Genomic DNA, 22,052 nt, shown 5'->3' with positions numbered 1-22,052 from the left:
AAATGATAGGCTTATGAGTATTGCTTAATAAATATTAAAATATATAATGAATTATTACGGTGTATTATCTGAAAGTGCAGGGGGTCTGGAAGCGGCTCGGAGGCTGTGCAGCAGCCGGGCCTGCGGGGGAGCGGAGCCGTCTTTTTTCAGGATTTGCCAGACGCGGCGCTCCGAGATGCCGTGACGGCGGGCCAGACCTGCCACGGCGGCGGTGCTGCTGACGCCCTGGCGGGTGCTGCGGCTGAAGTCGTCAATGATGTCGTGCTGGCGCATTTTCTGAAACAGGGCCTCGCAGCGGGGCACATAGAGGCTGGTGCCGCCAAAGGCCGCCATGAGTTTACGCAGGCAGCTCGTGCCCAGGGAGCGGCGCAGGGGGTGACGCGGGTCCGGCAGGCGGCGAGGCACATGCAGGTTCTGGCCGCCGTAGAGGTGCAGCACGCGCTGGAATTGGCGCGGGTGATCCAGAATATCCCAGATAAGCCGGGCGCTTTCGGGCAGGTGCCGCGCGAGCTCGCGCCACTGGCGTTCCTCTTCGGCCAGGCGCAGGGCGCGGCCCCAGGCCCCGCGCACCTGGCGGTCCTGCCGGGAGGCTGCGGGCTTGGCGCTACTGGGGCACACGGCAGGCCTCCGTCAGGAGCGGGTGCGACAGGGAGGGGAGGCTGTGCGGGGGTGGGCAAAGGGGCGCGGACCAGGGAACTTCTGCCACAGGTCTTTGCGCCAGCTGTCCTGCCAGCAATCGGAGGTGGTCGCCCATAAGGCGCAGAACGGGCCGCTGGGCGGCGTCCGCCTGGGCCTGCAAGAGGTCCAGCACAGCGCTCAGGTTACGGATGTCATCGTGCAGTGCGTACATGCTATGCTCCCGTGGAAGATATTGCCGGATGGCGTAAAAATAGATTTACAAATTTTTGTTTCTGAATCAAGGAAAACTTTTTTATAAAAGAAAAGTTTTAATATATTATTTTAATTCTATTATTATATTTATATCCGCGCAAATAGCCCATATAGGCAAAAAATTTTTTATATCAATATAGGAAAACCTTGCTAAGAAAAAGGCTTCGGGGTACAGTGCTGGGGCGGCGTGCGCGGTTTTGTTTGCTGTAACGGGCGTTCTTCAGATTTTTCCGCCGCGGAAGGCGGCCCTGGCGGCCTTCCGGTCCCTAAGGCTCTGGCGGCCGCATTGCGGTGACAGAGGAAAAAGAAATGACAACCGCGAGAAAGGTAGACAGCCATGAACGCAGTGAGCCTTGGACGCGACGAGGCCGGAGCCTTTGCTAGGCGTCTGGCGCAACGGCGCGAGGCTCTGGGCCTGCGCAAGCAGGATCTGGCGAAAAAAATGGGCTTGAGCCTGACCACTATTCAGCAGTACGAGCGTGGGCAGTGGCCTCGTGGCGGGCACGCCGTGCGCCTGGCCCGGACTTTGGGCTGTTCTCTGGACTGGCTTCTGGCCGGCAAGGGCGAGGCCGAAGGCGGCGTGCTGGACACGCCCGACGCCAGGCTGGTGATGGTGCCCATGGTGGAGGCCCGGCTTTCGGCGGGCACGGGCAGCTTTGAGACCAGCGACGAGGTGTTGCGGCACTACGCCTTTCGCTGGGATTTTTTGCGCCGCAAGGGCAACCCTTCGCGCATGGTGCTGCTGCGGGTTTCGGGCGACAGCATGCAGCCGCGCATCATGCACAACGACGTGGTGCTTATTGACCAGAGCCAAAACGTGCCCGTGCCGGGGCGCATCTATGCTGTGGGCGTGGAGGACATGGTCTATCTCAAAATTGTCAATGCCGTGCCCGGGCGGCTTATCCTGAGCAGCTCCAACGCGCTTTATGCGCCCATTGAGGCCCCTACCGGCGGGCAGCTGGCCGACCTGGTGCGGGTTATCGGCCGTGCCGTGTGGGTGGGCCGTGAGTTGGATTAGGGTTGTTTTGTCCGTAGAATGGTAAAATTTCAATTAACAATTATGCAATGACTAGAAGTAATAATGTGTATATAATTTATAGTGATATATAATAAAATTATTTTTTGTATTGTTACGTGTAAAATGCATAGATATTAAGTTGTGAACCCTTTTTTCAGCAGCATCCCCTTGTCTTGATTTGCCCAGCACAACCAGGTATGATTCCATAAGAAACGGATACTCTGCGTGCGGTTCTCCGCCCGGCAGTATTTTTGCGGCGCTGCCCTTTGCGGGCGCTCTTGCCGTTGCCAGAGCTTCTTTTGACGTCATCAGGGGATACCATGCTGCGGATTATGGCCAGGAATTTTTTGGGAAAGGCCCCACTATGGTATAAATATTCAATTTTATGCTTTTTGCTGTTGAATCCTGCCGTCTTTTTCTTGGTCAGCCCCTTTGTGGCGGGCTGGCTGATTCTGCTGGAGTTTATTTTTACCCTGGCCCTGGCCCTGCAGGTGTACCCTGTGCCTGCCGGAGGGCTGCTGGCCCTGCAGGCCGCCGCCATCGGCCTGGCCCGGCCGGAAACGATATACAGCGAAATAGCCGCCAACCTGCCCACCCTGCTTTTGCTTATTTTCATGGTGGCCGGCATCTACTACCTCAAGGATGTGCTTTCGCTGGTTTTCACCAGTCTTTTTCTGCAGTTCAGGAAAAAATGGCAAGTTTCGCTGGTGTTTTGTGTGGCCACCGCCGCGCTTTCCAGTTTTTTGGACGCGCTGACGGTGCTGGCCGTGCTTATTGCCGTCATTTTTAATTTTTACGCCATCTATCATCGGGTGGGCAATGCCTACGCGGGCATTCCCAAGGAGCAGGCGGAACAGGAAACTGCCGCCTTCCAGGGTTTTCTGCGCAATCTGATCATGCACGCGGCCGTGGGCACGGCTCTGGGCGGCACCCTGACCCTGGTGGGCGAGCCGCAGAATATGATGATCGGTACGAAAATGGGTTGGAATTTCGCCGATTTCTTCAGGCACTGCGGGGTTATTGCCGTGCCTGTGGTGCTGGGCGGCTTTATTCTGTGCCCTCTGCTGGAGCTTTTGCGTTTTCCCGGTTTCGGCTATGAGCTGTCGGACAAAATACGTCAGCTCATTGTCAGGGATTATGAAAAAAGGGCCCGCAAACTCACGGGGCAAAGCGTGTATCAATACGCGCTGCAAGGGCTGGTGGCGCTGCTGCTCATTGTGGCCTTAGGCTTTCATGTGGCCGAGGTGGGGGTGATCGGCATTGGCGTCATTGTGGTCCTTTCCGCCTTTACCGGCATGATCCATGAACACGATTTTGCAGAACCCTTCAACAACGCCATGCCCTTTGCCACACTCATCGTGATCTTTTTTGCCATTCTTGCGGTGGTGCACGACCAGCACCTGGTCACGCCGGTGGTGCAGTGGGTGCTTTCCTTCAAGGGGCAGACGCAGCTGCTTGTGCTCTACGGGGTCAACGGGCTGCTTTCCATGGTCAGCGACAGCGTTTTTGTGGCTTCGGTTTTTCTTTCCGAGATGGACAAGGCCTACAATGCCGGGGCCTTTGACCTGGACTGGTATCAGAATATTGCCGTGGTCATCAACATGGGCACCAATATTCCCTCCCTGGGCACGCCCAACGGCACAGCCGGGTTTTTGTTCCTGCTTACTTCGGCCCTGTCCCCGGTGATTCGGCTGTCCTATCTGCGCATGTTGCAGCTGATGTTACCGTATTTTATTGTTCTTTCAAGCATAGGCGGCGCCATGGCGTATTTCTTTCTGCAATGACAGGCATGGATGGGCGCCAGGCCTTTGCCAGGGGCTTTTTCGGCCGGCAGGAGATATTTTGATTATGACAGCACACTGTACTGCGCCAGGAGCGGACGCATGAATACCGACAATATCCTGATTACGTGCATTGCCTCGGAGGGCCATGCGGATGAAATTATGAGCGTTGCCCGGCAGGCCGGGGCCCGTGGGGGCACGGTTTTGGGCGCGCGGGGCACGGGCACGGAAGAGGACGTGAAGTTTTTCGGCATAAGCATGGTGCCGCAAAAAGAAATGCTGCTGATTGTGGCGCAGGCCGATCTGGTTCAGACCATTGTGGCGGCCATCTGCAGCATGAGCATTTTCAGCGATCCCGGCAGCGGTATTGTCTACACCACCCCGGTGCACCAGTTCCATATCCTTGGGCAGTGCGAATAGAGCGTTGCAACGTTGCAATGTTTTGGCGGTTGCGTAAGAGCCGCCCGCCGTGGAGGCGCAAGTGCAAGTTCTTTGCGCGGGTAAGCGCCGGAATGAGCGTGCCGAAACGTTGAGAATACATATTCGCAAAGGGAAGCTGCTCTGGAGCCGTTGCCCTCTGCCATTGCGTCGGCGGCGCAAGATGCGGCAGTGCCCGGCACGCGGCGTTACGTCCGGGCTTTGCGGTTTTTGCGTTTAACGATAGGGCGTTGTTTCGTGCCGCTACACGGCAGGCCGCGTTACGGTTTGGCTTTGCGGCTTCGCCAGCGGTCCAGGGTCAGGTAGACCACGGGCGTGGTGTAGAGGGTGAGCAGCTGGCTCACCAGCAGGCCGCCCACGATGGTCACGCCCAGGGGCTGGCGGATTTCGGCTCCGTCGCCCTGGCCTAGGGCCAAAGGCACGGCCCCCAGAATGGCGGCGAAGGTGGTCATCATAATGGGCCGGAAGCGCCGCAGACAGGCTTCGTAGATGGCTTGTTCCGGCGGCAGGTTGCGGGTGCGGGCGGCCTCAATGGCGAAGTCCACCATCATGATGGCGTTCTTTTTGACGATGCCGCAGAGCAGCAGCACGCCGATCAGGGCAATGACGCTGAACTCCATGCCGCAGGCCATGAGGGCCAGCAAAGCCCCGCCGCCCGCCGAGGGCAGGGTGGAAAGGATGGTCAGGGGGTGGATAAGGCTTTCGTACAGAATGCCCAGCACGATGTAGAGCGCGGCCAGAGCCGCCAGGATGAGCACCACCTGGTTGCCCACCGTGTCGCTGAACATCTTGGCCGTGCCCTGAAAACTGCCCACTACGGTGGAGGGCATGCCCAGGCGCACCCTGGCGGCGTCGATGGCCGTTTGCGCCTGGGAAAGCGCAGCCCCCGGCGCCAGGTTGAAGGCCAGCGTCACTGCGGCAAATTGCCCCTGATGGGCTACGGAAAGAGGCGCAAAGGCGGGGGTTACCTGGGCCACGCTCAACAGGGGCACCAGCCCCCCCGTGCCCGGCAGACGCACCTTTTCCAGGGCCTCGGCTCCGGCCAGCCAGTCCGGCCCGTATTCCAGCACCACGCGGTATTGGTTCTTGTCTTCATAGATGGTGGAAACCTGGCTCTGACCAAAGGCGTTGCCCAAGGCGCGGTCCATGTCCTTCATGCTCAGCCCGTAGCGGGCCAGGGCATCGCGGTCCGCGCTGATTAAGGTTTGCAGGCCGCGTTCTTCTATGTCGCTGTCCACGTCCTTGAAAGCGGCGTCCGCAGCCAGGGCCTGCTGCAAGCGGCGGCCCCAGGTGCGCAGGGCGTCCAGGTCGTCGGCCTGGAGGGTGTACTGGTACTGCGCGCGCGCGCCGCGGCCGCCCATCATGATGTCCTGAGCGGGCTGCAGAAAGATCTGCAGGCCCGGCTCCGAGGCCAGCTTGCCGCGCAGGCGTCCGATAACGCCCTGTGCGCCGATTTTGCGTTCCTTCAGCGGCTTGAGGGCGATAAAGACCCCGGCCCCGCCGCGGCTGCTTGAAAGGTGGGCCGAAACCTGCTGCACGGCCGGGTCCGCCCGAATGATGTTGACCAGCCGGGTGAGTTTGGCCTGCATGGCCTGGAAGGACGCGCTCTGGTCCGCGCGTACGCTGCCCATGATTACGCCTGTGTCCTGCACGGGGAAAAAGCCTTTGGGCACTACAACGTACATCCACACATTGGCGGCTACCACCAGCAGCAGAGAAAAGAGCGTCAGGCGGCGGTGGCGCAGCACCACGGGCAGGCTGCGGGCGTAGCCCGTCTGCAGGGCTGCCAGGACATGCCCCCAGGCGTCGCCCACGCGGGCCAGCAAACGGCGCAGCGCGCCCACCAGCCCCCCGGCCCCGCAGCGCCTGGCGGTTTGGCGGGCCTTGGCTTCGTGCTCCAGGGGGCGCAGCAGGCGCGCGCACATCATGGGCGTGGTGGTGAGGGAAACCAGCATGGAAACCAGCACTGCCGTGGTCAGCACTACGGAAAACTCGCGGAACAGTCGCCCCACAATGCCGCCCATGAACACGATGGGCGTGAACACCGCCACCAGCGAAAGAGAAATGGAAACCACGGTAAAGCCCACTTCGCGCGCGCCGCGCAGGGCTGCGCGCAGGGGTTTTTCGCCCGCTTCCAGCCGACGCACGATGTTTTCCAGCACCACGATGGCGTCGTCCACCACAAAGCCTGTGGAAACGGTGAGGGCCATGAGCGAAAGATTGTCCAGGCTGTAGCCGCAGAGGTACATGACGCCGAAGGTGCCCAGCAGGGATACGGGCGCGGCCACGGCGGGGATAGCCGTGGCCCGGCCGTTGCGCAGAAAGAGAAAGGTCACCAGCACCACCAGGGTCATGGCCAGAAGCAGGCTTTTTTCCACCTCGTGCAGGGAGGCGCGGATGGTCTGGGAGCGATCCATGCGCAGCTCCAGATCCGCGCTTTCGGGCAGCCAGGAGCGCAGCTGTGGCAAGAGCGCCTTAACATGGTCCACAGTGGCGATGATGTTGGCGCCGGGCGAGCGGAAGACGATCAGCAGTACCGCCGGTCTGCCGTTGGAAAGGGCCATGGCGCGCACGTCCTGCGCGCCGTCCTCCACCCGGGCCACGTCGGCCAGGCGAATGGTTTTGTCGCCCCGGCGGGCCACGATGACGTCTTTGTAGTCCTGCGCTTTGCGCAGCTGGTCGTTAGCCCCCACCAGCCAGAAGTTTTTGTCGCTTTCCAGCATGCCGCGGGGCAGAAAGGCGTTGGCCCCGGCCAGGGCCTTGCGCACGTCTTCCATGACCAGGCCGGCGCGGCTCAGGGCGTCCGGGGTGACCTCCACCCGCACGGCGGGCAGGGCCCCGCCCCCTACGACCACTTCGCCCACGCCGGGCAGCTGTGAAATCTTTTGCGCCAGCACCGTGGAGGCTGCGTCGTAAAGCTGGGAGCGGGTCAACACGCCGGAAGTGATGGACAGGATCATGATGGGCGCGCCGGCCGGGTTCACCTTCCGGTAGGTGGGGTTGGAAGGCATGGTGGGCAGGGTGGAGCGGGCCGCGTTGATGGCGGACTGCACGTCCCTGGCCGCACCGTCGATATTGCGGTCCAGATCAAATTGCAGGACCACTTCCGAGGAACCCAGGCTGCTGGAGGAGGTCATTTCGGTCACGCCGGCGATGCGGCCCAGGGCGCGTTCCAGCGGGGTGGCCACGGTGGCGGCCATGGTTTCCGGCCCGGCGCCGGGCAGTTTCGCCCGCACCACCACCACGGGAAAATCCACCTGCGGCAGCGGGGCTACGGGCAGCAGGCCAAAGGCCACCACGCCCGCCAGGGCAATGGCCAGGGTCAGCAGGGTCGTGGCCACGGGCCGCCGGATAAAGGGCGCGGAAAGGTTCAGAGGCAGGATTTCCGGCCCCAGGCGGTGGGCGCGCCCTTCCTCGCGGTTCTTGCGGCCGTTGTCGGGCGTTGCGCCGCGCGCCGTGTCATTCACGGTCGCGCCTCCGGGGCTTCCAGCCCGTCTGCGTCGCCCGTTGCGTCCGTCCGGGGCAGGGCCGCGCCCCGGCCCCGCAGCCGACGGCTCAGACGGTCAAACCAAAGGTAGACCACGGGCGTGGTGAAGAGGGTCAGCACCTGGCTTACCAGCAGCCCGCCCACCATGCTCACGCCCAGGGGACGGCGCAGTTCCGCGCCCATGCCCCAGCCCAGCATGAGGGGCAGGGCCCCCAGCAGGGCCGCCAACGTGGTCATGAGAATGGGCCGCAGCCGCAGCAGACAGGCCTGCCGGATGGCCGCCAGGGGCGTTTTGCCCTCGCGTCGTTCGCCCTCCAGGGCGAAGTCGATCATCATAATGGCGTTTTTTTTGACGATGCCGATGAGCAGGATAATGCCGATAATGCCCACCACGCCCAGCTCCATGCCCGCCAGCATGAGGGCCAGCAGAGCCCCGATGCCCGCCGAGGGCAGGGTGGAGAGGATGGTCAGGGGATGGATGTAACTTTCGTACAGCACGCCCAGTACAATGTAGACCGTGACCACGGCGGCCAGAATAAGCCAGAGCTGATTGTCCGTGGAGGACAGAAAGGCGCTGGCTGCGCCCTGAAACTGGGTGCGCAGGGCCGCGGGCAGGCGGAGTTCGCGTTCCTCTTCCTGCACGGCGCGCACGGCTGCGCCCAGAGAAGAGCCCTGCGCCACATTGAAGGAAAGGGTGGCCACGGGGAACTGCCCCTGCCGGGCCAGAGCCAGCTGCACGGGGCGCTCTTCCACCTTGGCGATGCTGGTGAGGGGTACGGGCTTGCCGTCCCCGCCGGTAACGTAAATATGCTCCAGATCCTGCGGCGTGCGACGGAAATGTTCTTCCGTTTCCAGCACCACTTTGTATTGGTTGGTCTGGGTAAAGATGGTGGAAATGAGCCGCTGGCCCAGGGCGTCGTAAAGGGCGTTGTCCACATCATCCATGTTGATGCCCAGGCGTCCGGCGGCGTCACGGTTGATTTCCACCCAGGCCATGCGCCCGGGGGGCAGGTGGTCGCTGGTGACGGTGTCCAGTTCCGGCCGCCGCTGTAAGGCTGCTGTCAGTTTCGGCGTCCAGGCTTCGAGCTGCGCACGGCTGAGGGCTTCTATGGTGAACTGGTACTGGCTGCGGGCCACGCGGTCTTCAATGGTCAGATCCTGCACGGGCTGCAGATACAGGCGCACGCCGGGCAGGGCCGCGGCCCTGGCTGCAATGCGCCGGGCAATGGCCGGCGCGCGGGCGTCGCGCTCGTCCAGGGGTTTGAGGGCGATGCTCAGGCGCGAGGTAGCCGGGCTTTGGTTTACGCCGTCCACGCCCACAAAAAAGACCACGTCGGCCACGGCCGGGTCCTGCAGGATGCTCCGGGCCAGGTCGCGCTGCCGCTCGGCCATGGCCGCGAAGGAGGTGTCCTGCGGAGCCTCGGCCAAACCCTGGATGACGCCCGTATCCTGCACGGGGAAAAAGCCCTTGGGCACGAGCGTATAGAGCAGGGCTGTGAGCGCCAGCGTGCCTACGGTGACGGCCAGGGTCAGGCCTTGATGGGCCAGCACCCAGTCCAGCCGTCGCTCGTACCAGGCCAGCAGCTTGGGGAAAAAGCCGCCCTGGCCTGCGGCCTGCGCCTCCGGCCGCAGCAGTACGGCGCAGAGCATGGGGGTGAGCGTGAGCGAAATGACTGCCGAAATGAGGATGGTGACGGCCAGGGTGACGGCGAATTCGCGGAACAGCCGCCCCACCACGTCGCCCATGAAGAGCAGGGGAATAAGCACCGCCACCAGGGAAATGGTCAGAGAAATGATGGTAAAGCCGATTTGCCCCGCGCCAATGAGGGCGGCCTCCCGTGGTTTGTGTCCTTCTTCCAGATACCGGGCGATATTCTCAATGACCACAATGGCGTCGTCCACCACAAAACCCGTGGCGATGACCAGGGCCATGAGGGTCAGGTTGTTGAGCGAAAAGCCCGCCAGATGCATGACGCCCAGCGATCCCACCAGCGAAAGGGGCACGGCCAGGGCCGGAATGAGCGTGGCCCGGCCGTTGCGCAAAAACAGCCAGATAACCCCGATGACCAGGCCGATGGAAAGCAGCAGCTCCAGCTGCACGTCGTGCACTGTGGCCCGGATGGTCACGGTACGGTCCGTGACCACGCGCACGTTGACGTGGCCGGGCAGGGTCTGCTGCAGCACGGGCAGCAGGCGCAGCACGCCGTCGGCCACGCCAATGACGTTGGCTCCGGGCTGTCGCTGCACCGAAAGCACGATGGCTGGGCGAAAATTTCCGCCTTCCCCAGCCACATAAGCGGCCAGGCGGGCGTTTTCCGCCCCTTCCACCACCGTGGCCACGTCCTCCAGGCGCAGGGGAGCGCCGTCCTTGTAGCCGATGATGGTGCGGCCGTATTCCGTTGCCGAGGTCAGCTGGTCATTGGCGTCCAGGGTGCTGGCGCGCTCCGGCCCGTCAAAGCTGCCCTTGGCGTCGTTGACGTTGGCCTTGTCTATGGCCGTGCGCACGTCGGCCAGGGTCAGGCCCGCGTGGGCCAGAGCGCGGGGGTTCACCCGCACCCGCACTGCCGGGCGCTGCCCGCCCGAAAGGGTTACCAGACCTACGCCCGGCAGCTGCGAAATTTTTTGCGCCATGCGCGTGTCCACCAAGTCTTCCAGCCGGGTAAGGGGCATGGCGTCGCTGGTGACGGCCAGGGTCACCACGGGCGGGTCCGCCGGGTTGACCTTATTGTACACGGGGGGCGTGGGCAGGTCTGAAGGCAGCAGATTGTCCGCTGCGTTAATGGCCGCCTGCACCTCCTGTTCGGCCACATCCAGCGCTGTGGTCAGGTCAAACTGCAGAGTCACCACCGAAGCGCCGGCTGTGGACTGCGAATGCATCTGCACCAACCCCGGCATGGCGCCGAACTGCCGCTCCAGCGGGGCCGTGACCACCGAAGCCATGACGTCCGGCGACGCGCCGGGATACAAGGTCTGCACCTGAATGGTGGGGTAGTCGATCTGCGGCAGGGCCGCTACGGGCAGATAGCGGTAGCCCAACAGCCCCGAAAGCAGCAGGGCCGCCATGAGCAGCGAAGTGGCCACCGGGCGGAGAATGAAAATGCGCGAAAAATTCATGCGGGTTCCGGGGTAAGGTGCGGGACGATGGAATTTTTGTGGAGGAGGGGCGGCGCGGCCGGTTTAACTGCCTGCACTTTCCCGCTGTTGCGCAGGCAGAACAGGCACGGCTTCGGCCTTGGGCGTGTCCACACTGGCCGCCACGCTCACCGTGCTGCCGTCGCGCAGCCGGTCCAGTCCGTCCACTATCACGGTTTCGCCGGCGGCCAGCCCCTTTTCCACTACCGTCAGACTGTCCGTGGTCAGACCCACGGTAATCAGACGCAGACTGACCGTGCCCGTCGGAAGGGCGGCTGCCGGTTTTTGACCCTTGGGGGCGACAGCGGAAGTCTGCGCGGCGGCCTTGGGGCCGGAGGCGGTTGCGGCGGCCGCGGCGTTCAGCACATAAACGTAGCTGCCGCGCGTGCCCAGCTGCACGGCGGAGGCCGGTACGGTAACCGCTTCGGGCAGCACGCGCGCCAGCAGGCGGGCATTGACAAACTGGTTGGGGTAGAGGGCTTCCGCCACATTATCGAAACGGGCCTTGAGCTTCACCGTGCCTGTGGAGGCGTCGATCTGGTTATCCAAAGAAATCAGCCGCCCCAGGCCAAGACAGGTTTTCTGCTCTCTGTCCCAGGCCTGCACGGGCAGGGGGCCGGAACCTTCCTGTTCGCTGCGGCGCAGAGCCTGCACCACCAGGGGTACCTGGCTTTCGGGCAAGGTAAAAACCACGTCGCAGGGGCTGACCTCGGTAATGCGTACCAGCCCCTCGGTGGAGGAGCTTTTGATCATATTGCCTTCGTCCACGTTGCGCAGGCCCAGCCGGCCCGACACCGGGGCCGTGATGCGGCTGTATTCCAGCTGCAGGCGGGCCGAATCCGCGGCGGCTTTGTCCGCCGCCACCGTGCCTTCGTACTGGCGCACCAGAGCGCGCTGGGTTTCGTATTGCTGGGCCGCGATGAAGTCCCCCTTGGAGAGCTGGGCGTAGCGGCGCAGGTCCTTGCGGGCATTGTCCAGCTGCGCCTGGTCCTTGGCCAGAGTGCCCAGGGCCTGATCCAGAGCGGCCTGGAAGGGACGCGGGTCAATTTCCGCCAGCAGCTCGCCGGCCTTGACGCGCTGGCCCTCGGTAAAGTGCAGACGCAGCAGCTGCCCGTCCACCCGGCTGGTCACCAGCACGTCGCTGGAAGGCAGCACCGTGCCCAGCCCGTTGCAGAACTGGGGCACGTCCTGCGCCAGGGCCACGGCTACGCGCACCGGAGCCGCGGCTATGGGTGCGCCCTGACGGCCGCCGCTGGAGAGCAGCCGCCAGCCCGCCAGGGCCAGAACGACCAGAAGCAGGACGGCCAGCCGACGACGTGAACGGGGGAAACAGGACGGTAAAACAGGACTCATGCGAGAGGTTCTCCTTGAGGCAGGGGCCCGAAGCTGACGCAAAAGACGGCTTCTTCCGGCCCGGCGGGCAGCAGTTCCAGCCGCCAGTGCAGACGTTCACAGGCGCGCAGGGCAAGAGAAAGCCCCAGGCCGTGGCCGRCAGTATCCCGCCCTGTGTGGCCGTGTCGTGCGCCGCGCGCAAAAACATCCACATCCGCCGGGATGCGGCCGCGGTTGCGCACCAGCAGCGTTGTAGCCGTAAGGCTGACGGCGGCGCGATTATCTTCTGTGTACTTGCAGGCGTTGTCCAGTAGATTTTTAAAGATAATGGTTGTCAGATCTCTGTGCCCCCAGACCCGTACCGCCGGGGCCAGGGCTGCGCAGACCTGTACGGGCGCGCGCTGTGCGCTGCGGGCAAGCGCATTGGGCGAAAGCGGCGGCCGCGACGGCGAAAGCCCGCCCGGCAGCCCGTGGGCGGCGGAATCTGCAGCGTCGCGGACCGGCACACTCCCGTCAACGTCGGGGGGTGCCGGAATAGATTCCAGGCGCAGCAGTCCGTCTTTTTCCATGCGGTGCAGCAGTCCGCACAGCAGGGCTGTGGCGTCCAGTTCCCGGCACTCCAGCTCTTCCGGCCGCCGGGCCAGCAGCAGCAGGGTGCGCACAGTGTGGGCCATGCCTTCGGTGGTGCGCGTCAGCCGTCGCAGGGTGGGCATAAGTGCGGCGCTCTGGGGCAGGGCCGCCAGACGCGGTTCCAGAATTTCCAGGCCGCCCTGCAGCACGGTGAGGGGCGTGCGCAGCTCGTGGCTTACGTCACCGGTAAAATTGCTTTCCCGCCGCACATAGCTGCGCAGGGCCGCCTCGCGCGCGGCCACGGCCCTGGCCAGCACGCCCACCTCGTCATGCAGCTCCGTGCAGGGCACGGCGGGTGTCTGTGTTGCTCCGTCGTGCAGCAAGGCTTCCGGCGGGCGGGCCTCCACGGCGGCGGTAAGTTCGCGCAGGGGCGCGGTGAGGCGGCGGCTCAGCACCACGGCCAGCGCCACGGCCAGGCCCAGACCCGCCAGCGCGCAGAGCAGCAGCGCGCCGGTGAGCTTTTGATTGAGTGCCGCAAACACGCCCACCTCGCCGCTGAGGGCGTAGATGACGTTGTCGCGCCGCGCCACCAGCACGAAGTCGCGGCTGTTTTCAGTCAGGTGCAGACCGTCGGGCAAGGCGCGCCAGGGGTCGGGCACTTCTTTGCCTACCAGAAAACGCCAGTGCATGACGGCGGCCAGATCTTCGCCGTAGTAGAGTTTTTCGCCGCCGCGATCTTCGGCTTCCCAGGCGCGGCGTTCCGCCTCCATGAGGGCGTCCATGACCGGCCGGGTATGCCAGGCCAGCAGCGCCGCGCCCAGAGAATCAAAGGAAAGGCGTCCGGCCAGGCCCAGCGCCGCGCCCATGCTCAGGGCCAGAAAGACAAAGGCCGCCAGCAGGCGACGGCGGATGCTGGCGCGGCGTGGGCGGAAAGCGACAGACATCAGGCTGTCCCCTCCGTGTCCTCTGTTGCTTCGTCATCGGCATCCAGGCACAGACGGTAGCCCATATGGGGCAGGGTGTGCAGCAGGGCGGCGGCAAAAGGTTTGTCCAGTTCGCGCCGGAGTTCGTGGATGTGGGTGCGCAGGGCGCTGCCTTCGGGCGGCGCATCACCCCAGAGGAGGTTTTCCAACTCCTGGCGGCGCACCAGGGCCGGAGCTGCGCGCAGCAGTTCCGTCAGGATGCGGAAGCCCGTGGGGCTCAGGCGCAGGGGGCGGCCCGCGCGTTGGGCCCAATGTTCGGCCGTGTTGAGCTGCACGTCGGCATAGGTCCAGACTGCGCCGGCAACCTTGCCCGCCTGCAGCCGACTGCGTCGGAGCAGGGCGCGCACGCGGGCCGCCAGCTCTTTGAGGGCAAAGGGTTTGACCAGATAGTCGTCTGCTCCGGCCTCCAGGCCCAGTACGCGGTCGGCCACGGTATCGCGGGCCGTGAGCATGAGCACGGGCAGGGTCTGCCCATGCTCTTCCCGCAGGGCGCGGCAGAGGGCCAGACCGTCCATGCCCGGCAGCATGACGTCCAGAATCAGGCAGTCAAAGCGCCGTTCCAGGGCCATGGCCAGGCCCGCGCGGCCGTTGCGGGCGCAGTCCAGCTCATAGCCCAGGGGCTCCAGGTAGGCATAGAGGTTGGCGAGGATATCCTCGTTGTCCTCAACGAGCAGCAGGGTGTCGGGCATGGCCGGGGGCGTTTTCCTGTCGGGGCTGGACGGGGGGCAGGTCCGCGTCCGTCACCGGGCCCAGAATGGTGAGGCTGTCCACCTCCACCGTATTGGGGCGTTTGCGGTTCCAGTCCACATGGCCCTGCAGGCGGATTTTGTCCTTGGGCGTCACAGTAGACTGGCCGAAAACCGCGTTTTCGATTTCCACTACCACCTGGCCGCTGCGGTCTTCAAACAGATAACGGTGCTTACGCCGGGGCAGCTTTTCCACCAGGCGGCCTTCCAGCACGCAGGGGGCATCGTCCTGCGCATTGAGCACGTCCACGGCGCGGGTCACCGCCGGGGCCACGCCTGGCCCTTCAAAGCCTGCGGCTTGGGCGGGCGGGGAGCAGATTGTCAGCGCCAGCAGGGCCAGCAGGGCGGCAAGGGCTGTTCTGGGCATGGGGCCTCCTTGTAAAACAGTTTGCCTTTGAAAACAGACATAGGCAAAGTTTGCGTCATGTTCATTGCGGCGCGCGCCGACCTGAATGCGCGGCGTCGGCCTCTGTGCCGCGGGGACTGGCGCACGTCGTTGCCGGAGCGAGGTTATGATGAACAGGCCCCGGCAGATGCGGCGCAGCGCTGGGCGGGCGGGTTTGCCCGCCCGCCCAGGGAATAACGGCGGATCGGGCCCCTCCGGGCCTGCAGAGACCCGGAGGGCGCGAAGGGCGGCGGTTTTACAGGGGCTGCACGCTGTGCGCCACCATCACAGGGGTAGTTTTGTTTTTGACGCGCAGCACGCCCGCCAGGCGCACTTCGCTCTGCAGGGCCGGCACGGCCGCGCCTTTGAGGGCTTTTTTGCCCAGCGCCACGGTTACGCGGCCGGTGGCGTCCTCAAAAACATACTGCACTTTTTTGCCGGGCACTTTTTCCACCAGGCGTCCGGTAACGCGCATGGGGGTTCTGTCGCCGGAAGCAAGGGCCTTGGCCACTGTATCCACCGGGGCTTTTTTTGTCACCCCTTTGGTTTTGGCGGCTTTGGTTTTGTGGGGCGCGGCGGCGGCGGGAGCGCCCGTGCTGTCGGCAGCGACGGCATAGGCGGCGGGAGCGGCCAAGGCCAGGGTCAGAAGCAGAATCCACAAATAACGCATGGTGTGTCCTCCTGGAACAGGCATAGAGTTTAGGCAGTGCGGGCAAAAGCACTGTGGGGGCCACCATGCGCCCCCCCGTGTCAGCAAAGCGTTAAGGCGCTCCTCACGCCGACGTTCTTGTGAAAAGATCGCAACACTGCTATCTTGCGGCCATGAAAGAGCTCGATCCCCATACCATCCGTCCTTGCCTGGCCTGCGGCGGCACCGACGTGCACCTGGAGTCCATGTTGCCGCCGGGACGCCGGCAGGAAGTGTGGCGCGTGGTCTGTTCTTGCGGGCAGACCTCGCAGCAGTGGTCGGTTTCGCAGGGGGCGGCCATCCGCGCCTGGAACCGCAACCTGGCCAGCGGGCACGATGCGGGCAGTCTGCACACGCCCGAAAAAGCCTGACCAACCCCGGCCCCGGCGGGGTGAGCTCTTGGGACTGTTGCCCCCTGCGGGAACAGCCATCCCCCGACCCTGAAGCCCTGCGGCGGAGCTGCGCGCCATGAAAAAATTTTCAGAACTGAGCGAGGCGGAAATCCTTGCCCTGGCCATCAGCCTGGAAGAAGAGGACGAGCGTATCTATGCGGACTTCGCCGCCGCCCTGCGGGAGGACTTCCCGGCCACCGAGGCCGTGCTGGCGGGCATGGGCGCGGAAGAAACCGTGCACCGGCAAAAACTCACCGAGCTGTTCCAGAAAAAATTCGGCGGGCACATCCCGCTGATCCGTCGGCAGGACGTCAAAGGCTTTGTGCAGCGCAAGCCCTTGTGGCTGGTGCGTCCGTTGGGCCTGGAGGCGGTGCGGCGCTTCACGGCCTCCATGGAGCTGGAAACCCGTCAGTTTTATGAAAAGGCCGCATCCAGAACCGCAGACCCGGATATCCGCCGCCTGCTGGACGACCTGGCGCAGGTGGAGAGGCGACACGAAATCAACGCCGAGCGCCTTTCCGACAAATACCTGAACAAGGACGCCAGAGCCGTGGAAGCCGCGGCCCAACGCCGCCTGTACGCCCTGCAGATCATCCAGCCCGGGCTGGCCGGGCTCATGGACGGCAGCGTTTCCACCCTGGCGCCGGTTTTTGCGGCGGCCGCGGCCACGCACGATTCCTGGCAAGCCTTTCTGGTGGGCCTGGCCGCCTCCCTGGGGGCGGGCATCAGCATGGGCTTTGCCGAGGCCCTTTCGGACGACGGCAGTGTTACCGGCCGCGGCCACCCCTGGGTGCGCGGCCTGGTCTGCGGCCTTATGACCACGCTGGGCGGCATAGGCCACACCCTGCCGTTTCTTATCGGCAACTACCGGGCGGCGCTCATGGCGGCGCTGGTGGTGGTGGCGCTGGAGCTGGCCGCCATTACCTGGGTGCGTTCCCGCTTCATGAACACGCCCATTGTTTCCGCGGCCCTGCAGGTGGTGCTGGGCGGGGTGCTGGTCTTTCTGACCGGACTGCTTATCGGCAACGCCTGAGGGCGCACAAGAAAAAAGCCTTTGCACTGGTGGTCGTTTTGGCCTAACACTAACCCTAAGGTGTCCCTGGCGGCCCGCAGCTTTGCCGCTGGCCGATTTGAGAGCAGATCAGCTTTGAGCGTATCCATTCAAAGTTCAAAGTAAAAGATGCGTCCGCTTCAGCGCGTAACTGTAACTACATTGCGCGTATGCCTTTGCGGAGGACGTCTGCTTCGGCAGCTGCCAGGGCAATTTCACTGTGGAATTGCTTCAGGGGATGTCTTGGGACCGACATACCGCGAAAACGCTCGGAAGGGGGGCGTATCATGTTAGATTTTTTCAGCGTACCACATTTGCTGTTGGTAATGGTTATAGCCATGATTCTGTTCGGCACCAAAAAATTGCCGGAAATCGGCGCCGGTCTTGGCCGGGCCATCCGGGACTTCCGCCGGGCGGCCAGTGAGCCTGACACGGTGGACCTGCCCCGCCGGGAAAGCAAGGCCGAGGACGTGGGCCGCGACAGCTGAGCCCGGTGACCTGCCGGAAACAGAACGCCATAAAAACACGGCGGCTACGTCCTCAGAGGCATGGCCGCCGTGTTTTTATGGCGTTTCCCGCGTGGTTTGTCGCTTGTGGTAAAAAGGACGCTGGCCCTGTCGGCGTGCCCGCGCAGGCCAACAGGGCTGCAACCCGCGCGGCGGGTTCTTTACACGCCATGGCCCACGCGGGCTCACGGTGAAATTGTTCAGTCCTTGCGCGGCGGGGCCACTTCCGCATCCACGATGTCTTCATCGCTGTCGGGGGACGCGGTGGCGTTTTGCGGCCCGCCTTCCGGTCCCGAATCCGGCTTGCCGTCCGGTTCGGAGCCTGGCCCTGTGTCCGGGTCGGCGGCGTCCGCGCCCTGGGGCAGGGCGTGGGCGTCCAGTACCTGCGCGTCCAGGGCCAGGCGCTGTTCCTGGTTTTGCGGCAGGGGCACGCAGCCTTTGTCCACCAGCACAATGCCCGTGCGTTCCAGCACCTGGCGGCGGTAGGCGTATTCTTCCTGCATCTTATGGTGCCGGTAGACAAACCAGCGGTGCACCAGGTAACAGACGGCCAGCAGGGCCGCGGCGCTGCCAGCTATCCAGGGGATATACGGCGTCAGCGCGCCGCCCATGCGCACCAAAGCCGTAAAGGCCCCGTCCACAAAAAACAGCCCCGCACCCAGCAGCAGGATGCCCAGCAAGAGCACCACCGTAGGCGCATTGCGGATAATGGCGTAAAACCGTCGTAGGCGTTCGGGCACCTGCGCCTCGTCCGCATCGCTCCCGGCTTCTTTTGCGGCTGGCGCGGCGTCTTCCCGGCCCAGAAAGCGCGCCACCCAGGTGCCGGAAAGGTGCACCAGCAGCATGAGCCCCACCGGGGCCAGCACGGCCGCCACGGCCCAGCCCAGCCAGGGAAAGCGGGCCAGGGGCGGGCCGCCCGGAGTTTCCGGCGCGGCGTGCATGACCCCGTAAAAAAAAGACACGCCGCCCACGGCCAGTTCCACCAGAAAAATGGCCACCATCAGATAGAGCAGGGCGTCTTTGTACGGCCCGGCGTACCAGGCCAGCGGCCCACGGCCGGCGCGGGGGCCTGCTCCGGACCGGTCGGCAAACTGGGCGGCTGGCCGCCCGTTATGGTCAGATTTGCGCATGCGTTCCCTCACGAATAGGCAGCATACGTTGCCGCGCGCCGTCCCGCAAGCCCCGGACCGCCCCTTGCCCGCAAGGCGCATCTGGCTTACCGTGCGCGCAGACGTGGGGCGTTGCAGCCTTGAGCCGAGCGGACGGCTGCGTGAGCTGACGTCCGCCGTGCAGCCGTAGCGCGGTTTGCCCGGCGGATAAGCGTCGGAGTGGGGTCTTGTCCTTGCAGATATACTTCCGCAACGGCAAGCGGGGCCAATGGAATGGAGGACACAGCATGCATGTACTTGTGACGGGCGCGGCGGGTTTTATCGGCTACCATCTCTGCCGGCGGCTGCTGGCCGACGGGCATACGGTGGTGGGGCTGGACAACTGCAACGACTACTATGACGTGCAGCTTAAAAACGACCGCCTGGCGCAGCTGGCGGCACTGCCGCAGGCCGCCGGTTTCCGCTGCGTGCGGGGAGATTTGGCCGATGGCCCGGCCCTGGCCGCGCTTTTTGAACAGGAAGGCTTCAGCCATGTGGTCAACCTGGCCGCTCAGGCCGGAGTACGCTACAGCCTGCAGAATCCTGAGGCCTATCTCAATGCCAACCTGCTGGGTTTTGGTCACATTCTGGAGGGCTGCCGCCGTCACAAGGTGGAGCACCTGGTTTTTGCCTCCTCGTCCTCGGTCTACGGGCTCAACGCGGCCCAGCCCTATTCTGTGCGCCACAATGTGGACCATCCCGTAAGCCTGTATGCGGCCAGCAAAAAAAGCAACGAACTCATGGCCCACGCCTACAGCCATCTGTTCCGCATTCCCTGCACGGGGCTACGCTTTTTTACGGTTTACGGCCCCTGGGGCCGACCGGATATGGCCCTGCACCTGTTTACCACGGCCATTTTGCGCGGCGAACCCATCAAAGTTTTCAATGCGGGCCGCATGCGCCGCGATTTTACTTATATCGACGACATTATTGAAGGCGTGGCGCGCATCCTGCCCCAGGCCCCCGGTCCGGACCCGGATTTTGACCCTGCGGCCCCCAACCCGGCCAGCAGCTCCGCGCCCTGGCGCATCTACAATATCGGCAACAACCACACGGTGGAGCTCAACGACTTCATCGCCACCCTGGAAGACGCCCTGGGCCGCAAAGCCGTCAAAGAGCTGCTGCCCATGCAGCCCGGCGACGTGGCCGCCACCTGGGCCGACATTGACGACCTAACCGCCGCCACGGGCTTTGCCCCCCATACGCCTCTGCGCGAGGGCATTGCCCGCTTTGTGGCCTGGTACCGGGAGTACTACAGATCATGACCCTCCAAAGCGCGCCCCTCCTGCCCGTTCCCACGCCGGAGCGCCCCGAAATCCTCGCCCCGGCGGGGGATGTTCCTTCCTTTCTGGCCGGGCTGGCCGCCGGGGCGGACGCCATCTATCTGGGGCTCAAAAATTTTTCTGCCCGCATGCAGGCCGAAAATTTCGGCCTCACCGAACTTTCGCGCCTGACGGATCTGGCCCACGCTTCGGGCGCGCGCGTTTATGTGGCCATGAACACCTTGCTTAAGCCGGACGAGCCCGCCCAGGCCTTCCGGCTGGCGGCCCGGCTGGCCCGTCAGGTGCGGCCCGACGGCCTGATCATCCAGGATCTGGCCCTGCTGGATCTGGCCCGTCAGGCGGGCTTTGAGGGCGGGCTTTTTCTCTCTACCCTGGCCAACCTCACCCATCCGCAAAGTCTGCTGGAGGCTCGCGCTCTGGGGGCCAGCCGGGTTATCCTGCCGCGTGAACTCTCCATTGACGAAATCCGCCTTATGGGCGCGGCCTGCCCCGAAGGGCTGGACCTGGAGTGTTTTGTTCACGGCGCGTTGTGCTACTGCGTTTCCGGGCGCTGCTACTGGTCCAGTTATATGGGCGGCAAAAGCGGCCTGCGCGGTCGCTGCGTGCAGCCCTGCCGCCGGGTCTACCGTCAGGGCGGGCAGGGCGCGGCCCAGGCCCTGATCCGCCAGGCCGCGCCCGATGCCCTTGCGCGCGGCCGCCGCCCGGACGGACGTCCTGAGCGTGAGGATGTCCGGTCCCGGCGCGAGGCCCCCCGCCGTTCTCCCCGCGCCGCTTCCCGGCCCGGCAAAGAACACGAAGGCCGTTGGTTTTCCTGTCAGGATCTTTCGCTGGACGTGCTGGTCAAAACCCTGCGTGACGTGCCCCACTTGGTTTCGTGGAAGATTGAGGGCCGCAAAAAAGGCCCCCATTACGTCTACCATGCGGTTACGGCCTACCGGCTGCTGCGCGACAACCCCGGCGACCCGCAGGCCCGCAAGACAGCAGAGGAGATCCTCCAGTGGGCCCTGGGCCGCCCCGTCACCCGCGCGCGTTTTTTGCCCCAGAAGGACAACGCCCCCACAGCCCCCGACGGCCAGACCAGTTCCGGCCTGCTGGCCGGCAAGGTGCGCATAGAGCCCGACGGCAGCGTGCTGCTCAAACCCTATTTTGAACTGCTGCCCCAGGACTATCTGCGGGTGGGCGTGGAGGACGAGCGCTGGCACGCCACCCTGCCCGTGACCCGCCGCGTGCCCAAGGCCGGCAACCTCACGTTGCGGCTAGCCAAGCACAAGACCCCCAGGGCGGGCACGCCGGTCTTTCTGATCGACCGGCGCGAAGCGGAGCTCATGGCCATACTCAAAACCTGGCAGGCCCGCCTGGAGGCCCTGCCAGGACGCCCCAGCGCCCCTGTGGAGGCCCTGCCCGTTCTGCCGCGACCCGTAAAACCCGCACCCCGGCCGGATATGTTTGTCCACGCCAGCCAGCCTCAGGGCAGGGAGCGCGGCCGCGGCCGCAACGCCCTCTGGCTTTCCCCCCGCAGCGCGGAAATTTCCCGCACGCTCATTTCCCGCACCTGCTGGTGGCTGCCGCCGGTCATCTGGCCCGAAGAGGAGGCCCCGCTGCTGCGCGCCATCCAGCGCCTCTGGCGCGACGGCGCACGCCAGTTTGTCTGCAACGCCCCCTGGCAGCGTGGTCTTTTCCCCCAGGATCTGCCGCCGGAGGCGGACCTCATGGCCGGGCCCTTCTGCAACTGCGCCAATGCTCCGGCCCTGGGCCTGCTGGCCCGCATGGGCTTTACCGCCGCCTTTGCAAGCCCGGAACTGCCCCGCGAAGAGATGTTGGCCCTGCCCGCCCAAAGCCCCCTGCCCCTGGGCGTGGTGCTTGCGGGCTTTTGGCCCGTGGGGCTGAGCCGTTTTCCCCTCACGGGGGTCAAGGCCAACGAGCCCTTTTTGAGTCCCAAGGGCGAACCTTTCTGGGCCCGGCAGTACGGCGGCACGCTCTGGATCTATCCCGGCTGGCCTCTGGATCTGACAGCCCAGCGCTCCACCCTTGCCGCCGCGGGCTACAGCTTTTACGCCCATATGGAAGAAAATCCGCCCGCGTCCCTTCCGGCTTTGCGTCGTCCGGGGCTGTTCAATTGGGAGGGGAGTTTGCTGTAACGCACGGCGGCAGAGCAATTCCATTGGTAAATTGCTTTGGTGGCCGCTGACGCGACCACCAGGACATGGCCATGTTGCAATGC

At 64.4% G+C, this 22,052-nt stretch carries 18 protein-coding genes; 8 read left to right on the top strand and 10 right to left on the bottom strand.

Going from position 1 to position 22,052, the window contains the following annotated elements; translation table 11 throughout:
• Positions 1 to 54: 54 nt before the first annotated feature.
• Together EB812_RS07640 and EB812_RS07635 are read right to left on the bottom strand one after the other, a co-directional pair.
• Positions 55 to 618, bottom strand: coding sequence for a Mor transcription activator family protein (locus EB812_RS07640; RefSeq protein ID WP_118229737.1), 564 nt, complete (start codon positions 616 to 618; stop codon positions 55 to 57).
• The gene (locus EB812_RS07635) at positions 605 to 850 is read right to left on the bottom strand and encodes a hypothetical protein (RefSeq protein WP_118229736.1); all 246 of its coding nucleotides are present in this window, start codon (positions 848 to 850) and stop codon (positions 605 to 607) included. The genes EB812_RS07640 and EB812_RS07635 overlap by 14 nt, the downstream gene beginning before the upstream one ends.
• 378 nt (positions 851 to 1,228) lie before the next feature.
• Between EB812_RS07635 and EB812_RS07630 the strand changes: the two genes are divergently transcribed.
• The 3 genes from EB812_RS07630 (at position 1,229) to EB812_RS07620 (ending at position 4,110) form a co-directional block, all read left to right on the top strand.
• The gene (locus EB812_RS07630; protein WP_118229735.1) at positions 1,229 to 1,909 is read left to right on the top strand and encodes an XRE family transcriptional regulator; all 681 of its coding nucleotides are present in this window, start codon (positions 1,229 to 1,231) and stop codon (positions 1,907 to 1,909) included.
• 320 nt (positions 1,910 to 2,229) lie between these two features.
• Positions 2,230 to 3,693 (top strand): SLC13 family permease, encoded by a 1,464-nt coding sequence (locus tag EB812_RS07625; RefSeq protein WP_118229734.1) that lies wholly within the window; start codon positions 2,230 to 2,232, stop codon positions 3,691 to 3,693.
• Positions 3,694 to 3,792: 99 nt separating this feature from the next.
• Complete coding sequence (locus EB812_RS07620; protein ID WP_118229733.1) at positions 3,793 to 4,110, top strand: P-II family nitrogen regulator; 318 nt, start codon at positions 3,793 to 3,795, stop codon at positions 4,108 to 4,110.
• Positions 4,111 to 4,388: 278 nt separating this feature from the next.
• Here the strand turns inward: EB812_RS07620 and EB812_RS07615 are convergent, their stop codons facing one another.
• The 7 genes from EB812_RS07615 to EB812_RS07585 form a co-directional block, all read right to left on the bottom strand.
• Positions 4,389 to 7,508 (bottom strand): efflux RND transporter permease subunit, encoded by a 3,120-nt coding sequence (locus tag EB812_RS07615; RefSeq protein WP_270229366.1) that lies wholly within the window; start codon positions 7,506 to 7,508, stop codon positions 4,389 to 4,391.
• Between the two features lie 83 nt (positions 7,509 to 7,591).
• On the bottom strand, positions 7,592 to 10,729 hold the full coding sequence (locus tag EB812_RS07610; protein WP_130958006.1) for a multidrug efflux RND transporter permease subunit: 3,138 nt from the start codon (positions 10,727 to 10,729) through the stop codon (positions 7,592 to 7,594).
• 63 nt (positions 10,730 to 10,792) lie between these two features.
• Entirely contained in the window at positions 10,793 to 12,100 is a 1,308-nt protein-coding gene (locus tag EB812_RS07605) for an MdtA/MuxA family multidrug efflux RND transporter periplasmic adaptor subunit (protein WP_118229731.1), read from the bottom strand.
• On the bottom strand, positions 12,097 to 13,593 hold the full coding sequence (locus EB812_RS07600; RefSeq protein ID WP_130958005.1) for a sensor histidine kinase: 1,497 nt from the start codon (positions 13,591 to 13,593) through the stop codon (positions 12,097 to 12,099). Before EB812_RS07600 ends, EB812_RS07605 begins: the two co-directional genes overlap by 4 nt.
• Positions 13,593 to 14,321, bottom strand: coding sequence for a response regulator transcription factor (locus tag EB812_RS07595; protein WP_130958004.1), 729 nt, complete (start codon positions 14,319 to 14,321; stop codon positions 13,593 to 13,595). The genes EB812_RS07600 and EB812_RS07595 overlap by 1 nt, the downstream gene beginning before the upstream one ends.
• A complete protein-coding gene (locus EB812_RS07590; protein WP_130958003.1) occupies positions 14,296 to 14,745 on the bottom strand; it encodes a YgiW/YdeI family stress tolerance OB fold protein in 450 nt (149 codons plus the stop codon). Before EB812_RS07590 ends, EB812_RS07595 begins: the two co-directional genes overlap by 26 nt.
• Positions 14,746 to 15,019: 274 nt before the next feature.
• Entirely contained in the window at positions 15,020 to 15,433 is a 414-nt protein-coding gene (locus EB812_RS07585; RefSeq protein ID WP_165450917.1) for a NirD/YgiW/YdeI family stress tolerance protein, read from the bottom strand.
• A 119-nt stretch (positions 15,434 to 15,552) separates the two neighbouring features.
• Between EB812_RS07585 and EB812_RS07580 the strand changes: the two genes are divergently transcribed.
• The 3 genes from EB812_RS07580 (at position 15,553) to EB812_RS07570 (ending at position 17,382) form a co-directional block, all read left to right on the top strand.
• Positions 15,553 to 15,822 carry a hypothetical protein gene (locus EB812_RS07580; RefSeq protein WP_242621235.1) on the top strand — a complete coding sequence of 90 codons (270 nt, stop codon included), beginning with the start codon at positions 15,553 to 15,555 and terminating at the stop codon, positions 15,820 to 15,822.
• A 97-nt stretch (positions 15,823 to 15,919) separates the two neighbouring features.
• A complete protein-coding gene (mbfA, locus tag EB812_RS07575) occupies positions 15,920 to 16,876 on the top strand; it encodes an iron exporter MbfA (RefSeq protein ID WP_118229725.1) in 957 nt (318 codons plus the stop codon).
• A 305-nt stretch (positions 16,877 to 17,181) separates the two neighbouring features.
• Complete coding sequence (locus tag EB812_RS07570; protein WP_118229724.1) at positions 17,182 to 17,382, top strand: twin-arginine translocase TatA/TatE family subunit; 201 nt, start codon at positions 17,182 to 17,184, stop codon at positions 17,380 to 17,382.
• 218 nt (positions 17,383 to 17,600) lie between these two features.
• Here EB812_RS07570 and EB812_RS07565 read toward each other — a convergent pair whose 3' ends face one another.
• Positions 17,601 to 18,530: a hypothetical protein gene (locus EB812_RS07565; protein ID WP_207287340.1), complete on the bottom strand. Its 930-nt coding sequence runs from the start codon at positions 18,528 to 18,530 to the stop codon at positions 17,601 to 17,603.
• Between the two features lie 266 nt (positions 18,531 to 18,796).
• Between EB812_RS07565 and EB812_RS07560 the strand changes: the two genes are divergently transcribed.
• Together EB812_RS07560 and EB812_RS07555 are read left to right on the top strand one after the other, a co-directional pair.
• Positions 18,797 to 19,813, top strand: a complete 1,017-nt coding sequence (locus EB812_RS07560) for an NAD-dependent epimerase (RefSeq protein WP_118229723.1) — start codon at positions 18,797 to 18,799, stop codon at positions 19,811 to 19,813.
• Positions 19,810 to 21,969, top strand: coding sequence for a peptidase U32 family protein (locus tag EB812_RS07555; protein WP_118229722.1), 2,160 nt, complete (start codon positions 19,810 to 19,812; stop codon positions 21,967 to 21,969). Before EB812_RS07560 ends, EB812_RS07555 begins: the two co-directional genes overlap by 4 nt.
• Positions 21,970 to 22,052: the final 83 nt, after the last annotated feature.

The organism is Desulfovibrio legallii (genome assembly GCF_004309735.1).
Taxonomy (GTDB): Bacteria; Desulfobacterota; Desulfovibrionia; order Desulfovibrionales; family Desulfovibrionaceae; genus Desulfovibrio; species Desulfovibrio legallii.
Note: the sequence above shows the minus strand (reverse complement) of the source record. Positions and strands in the feature narration are given on the sequence as shown.

Excerpts from the sequence above, each read along its gene's own strand:
- EB812_RS07590 (WP_130958003.1), bottom strand. The coding sequence starts at position 14,745 with ATGCCCAGAACAGCCCTTGCCGCCCTGCTGGCCCTGCTGGCGCTGACA.
- mbfA (WP_118229725.1), top strand. The coding sequence starts at position 15,920 with ATGAAAAAATTTTCAGAACTGAGCGAGGCGGAAATCCTTGCCCTGGCC.
- EB812_RS07635 (WP_118229736.1), bottom strand. The coding sequence starts at position 850 with ATGTACGCACTGCACGATGACATCCGTAACCTGAGCGCTGTGCTGGAC.
- EB812_RS07570 (WP_118229724.1), top strand. The coding sequence starts at position 17,182 with ATGTTAGATTTTTTCAGCGTACCACATTTGCTGTTGGTAATGGTTATA.
- EB812_RS07595 (WP_130958004.1), bottom strand. The coding sequence starts at position 14,321 with ATGCCCGACACCCTGCTGCTCGTTGAGGACAACGAGGATATCCTCGCC.
- EB812_RS07585 (WP_165450917.1), bottom strand. The coding sequence starts at position 15,433 with ATGCGTTATTTGTGGATTCTGCTTCTGACCCTGGCCTTGGCCGCTCCC.
- EB812_RS07620 (WP_118229733.1), top strand. The coding sequence starts at position 3,793 with ATGAATACCGACAATATCCTGATTACGTGCATTGCCTCGGAGGGCCAT.
- EB812_RS07565 (WP_207287340.1), bottom strand. The coding sequence starts at position 18,530 with ATGCGCAAATCTGACCATAACGGGCGGCCAGCCGCCCAGTTTGCCGAC.
- EB812_RS07630 (WP_118229735.1), top strand. The coding sequence starts at position 1,229 with ATGAACGCAGTGAGCCTTGGACGCGACGAGGCCGGAGCCTTTGCTAGG.
- EB812_RS07610 (WP_130958006.1), bottom strand. The coding sequence starts at position 10,729 with ATGAATTTTTCGCGCATTTTCATTCTCCGCCCGGTGGCCACTTCGCTG.
- EB812_RS07625 (WP_118229734.1), top strand. The coding sequence starts at position 2,230 with ATGCTGCGGATTATGGCCAGGAATTTTTTGGGAAAGGCCCCACTATGG.
- EB812_RS07560 (WP_118229723.1), top strand. The coding sequence starts at position 18,797 with ATGCATGTACTTGTGACGGGCGCGGCGGGTTTTATCGGCTACCATCTC.
- EB812_RS07555 (WP_118229722.1), top strand. The coding sequence starts at position 19,810 with ATGACCCTCCAAAGCGCGCCCCTCCTGCCCGTTCCCACGCCGGAGCGC.
- EB812_RS07605 (WP_118229731.1), bottom strand. The coding sequence starts at position 12,100 with ATGAGTCCTGTTTTACCGTCCTGTTTCCCCCGTTCACGTCGTCGGCTG.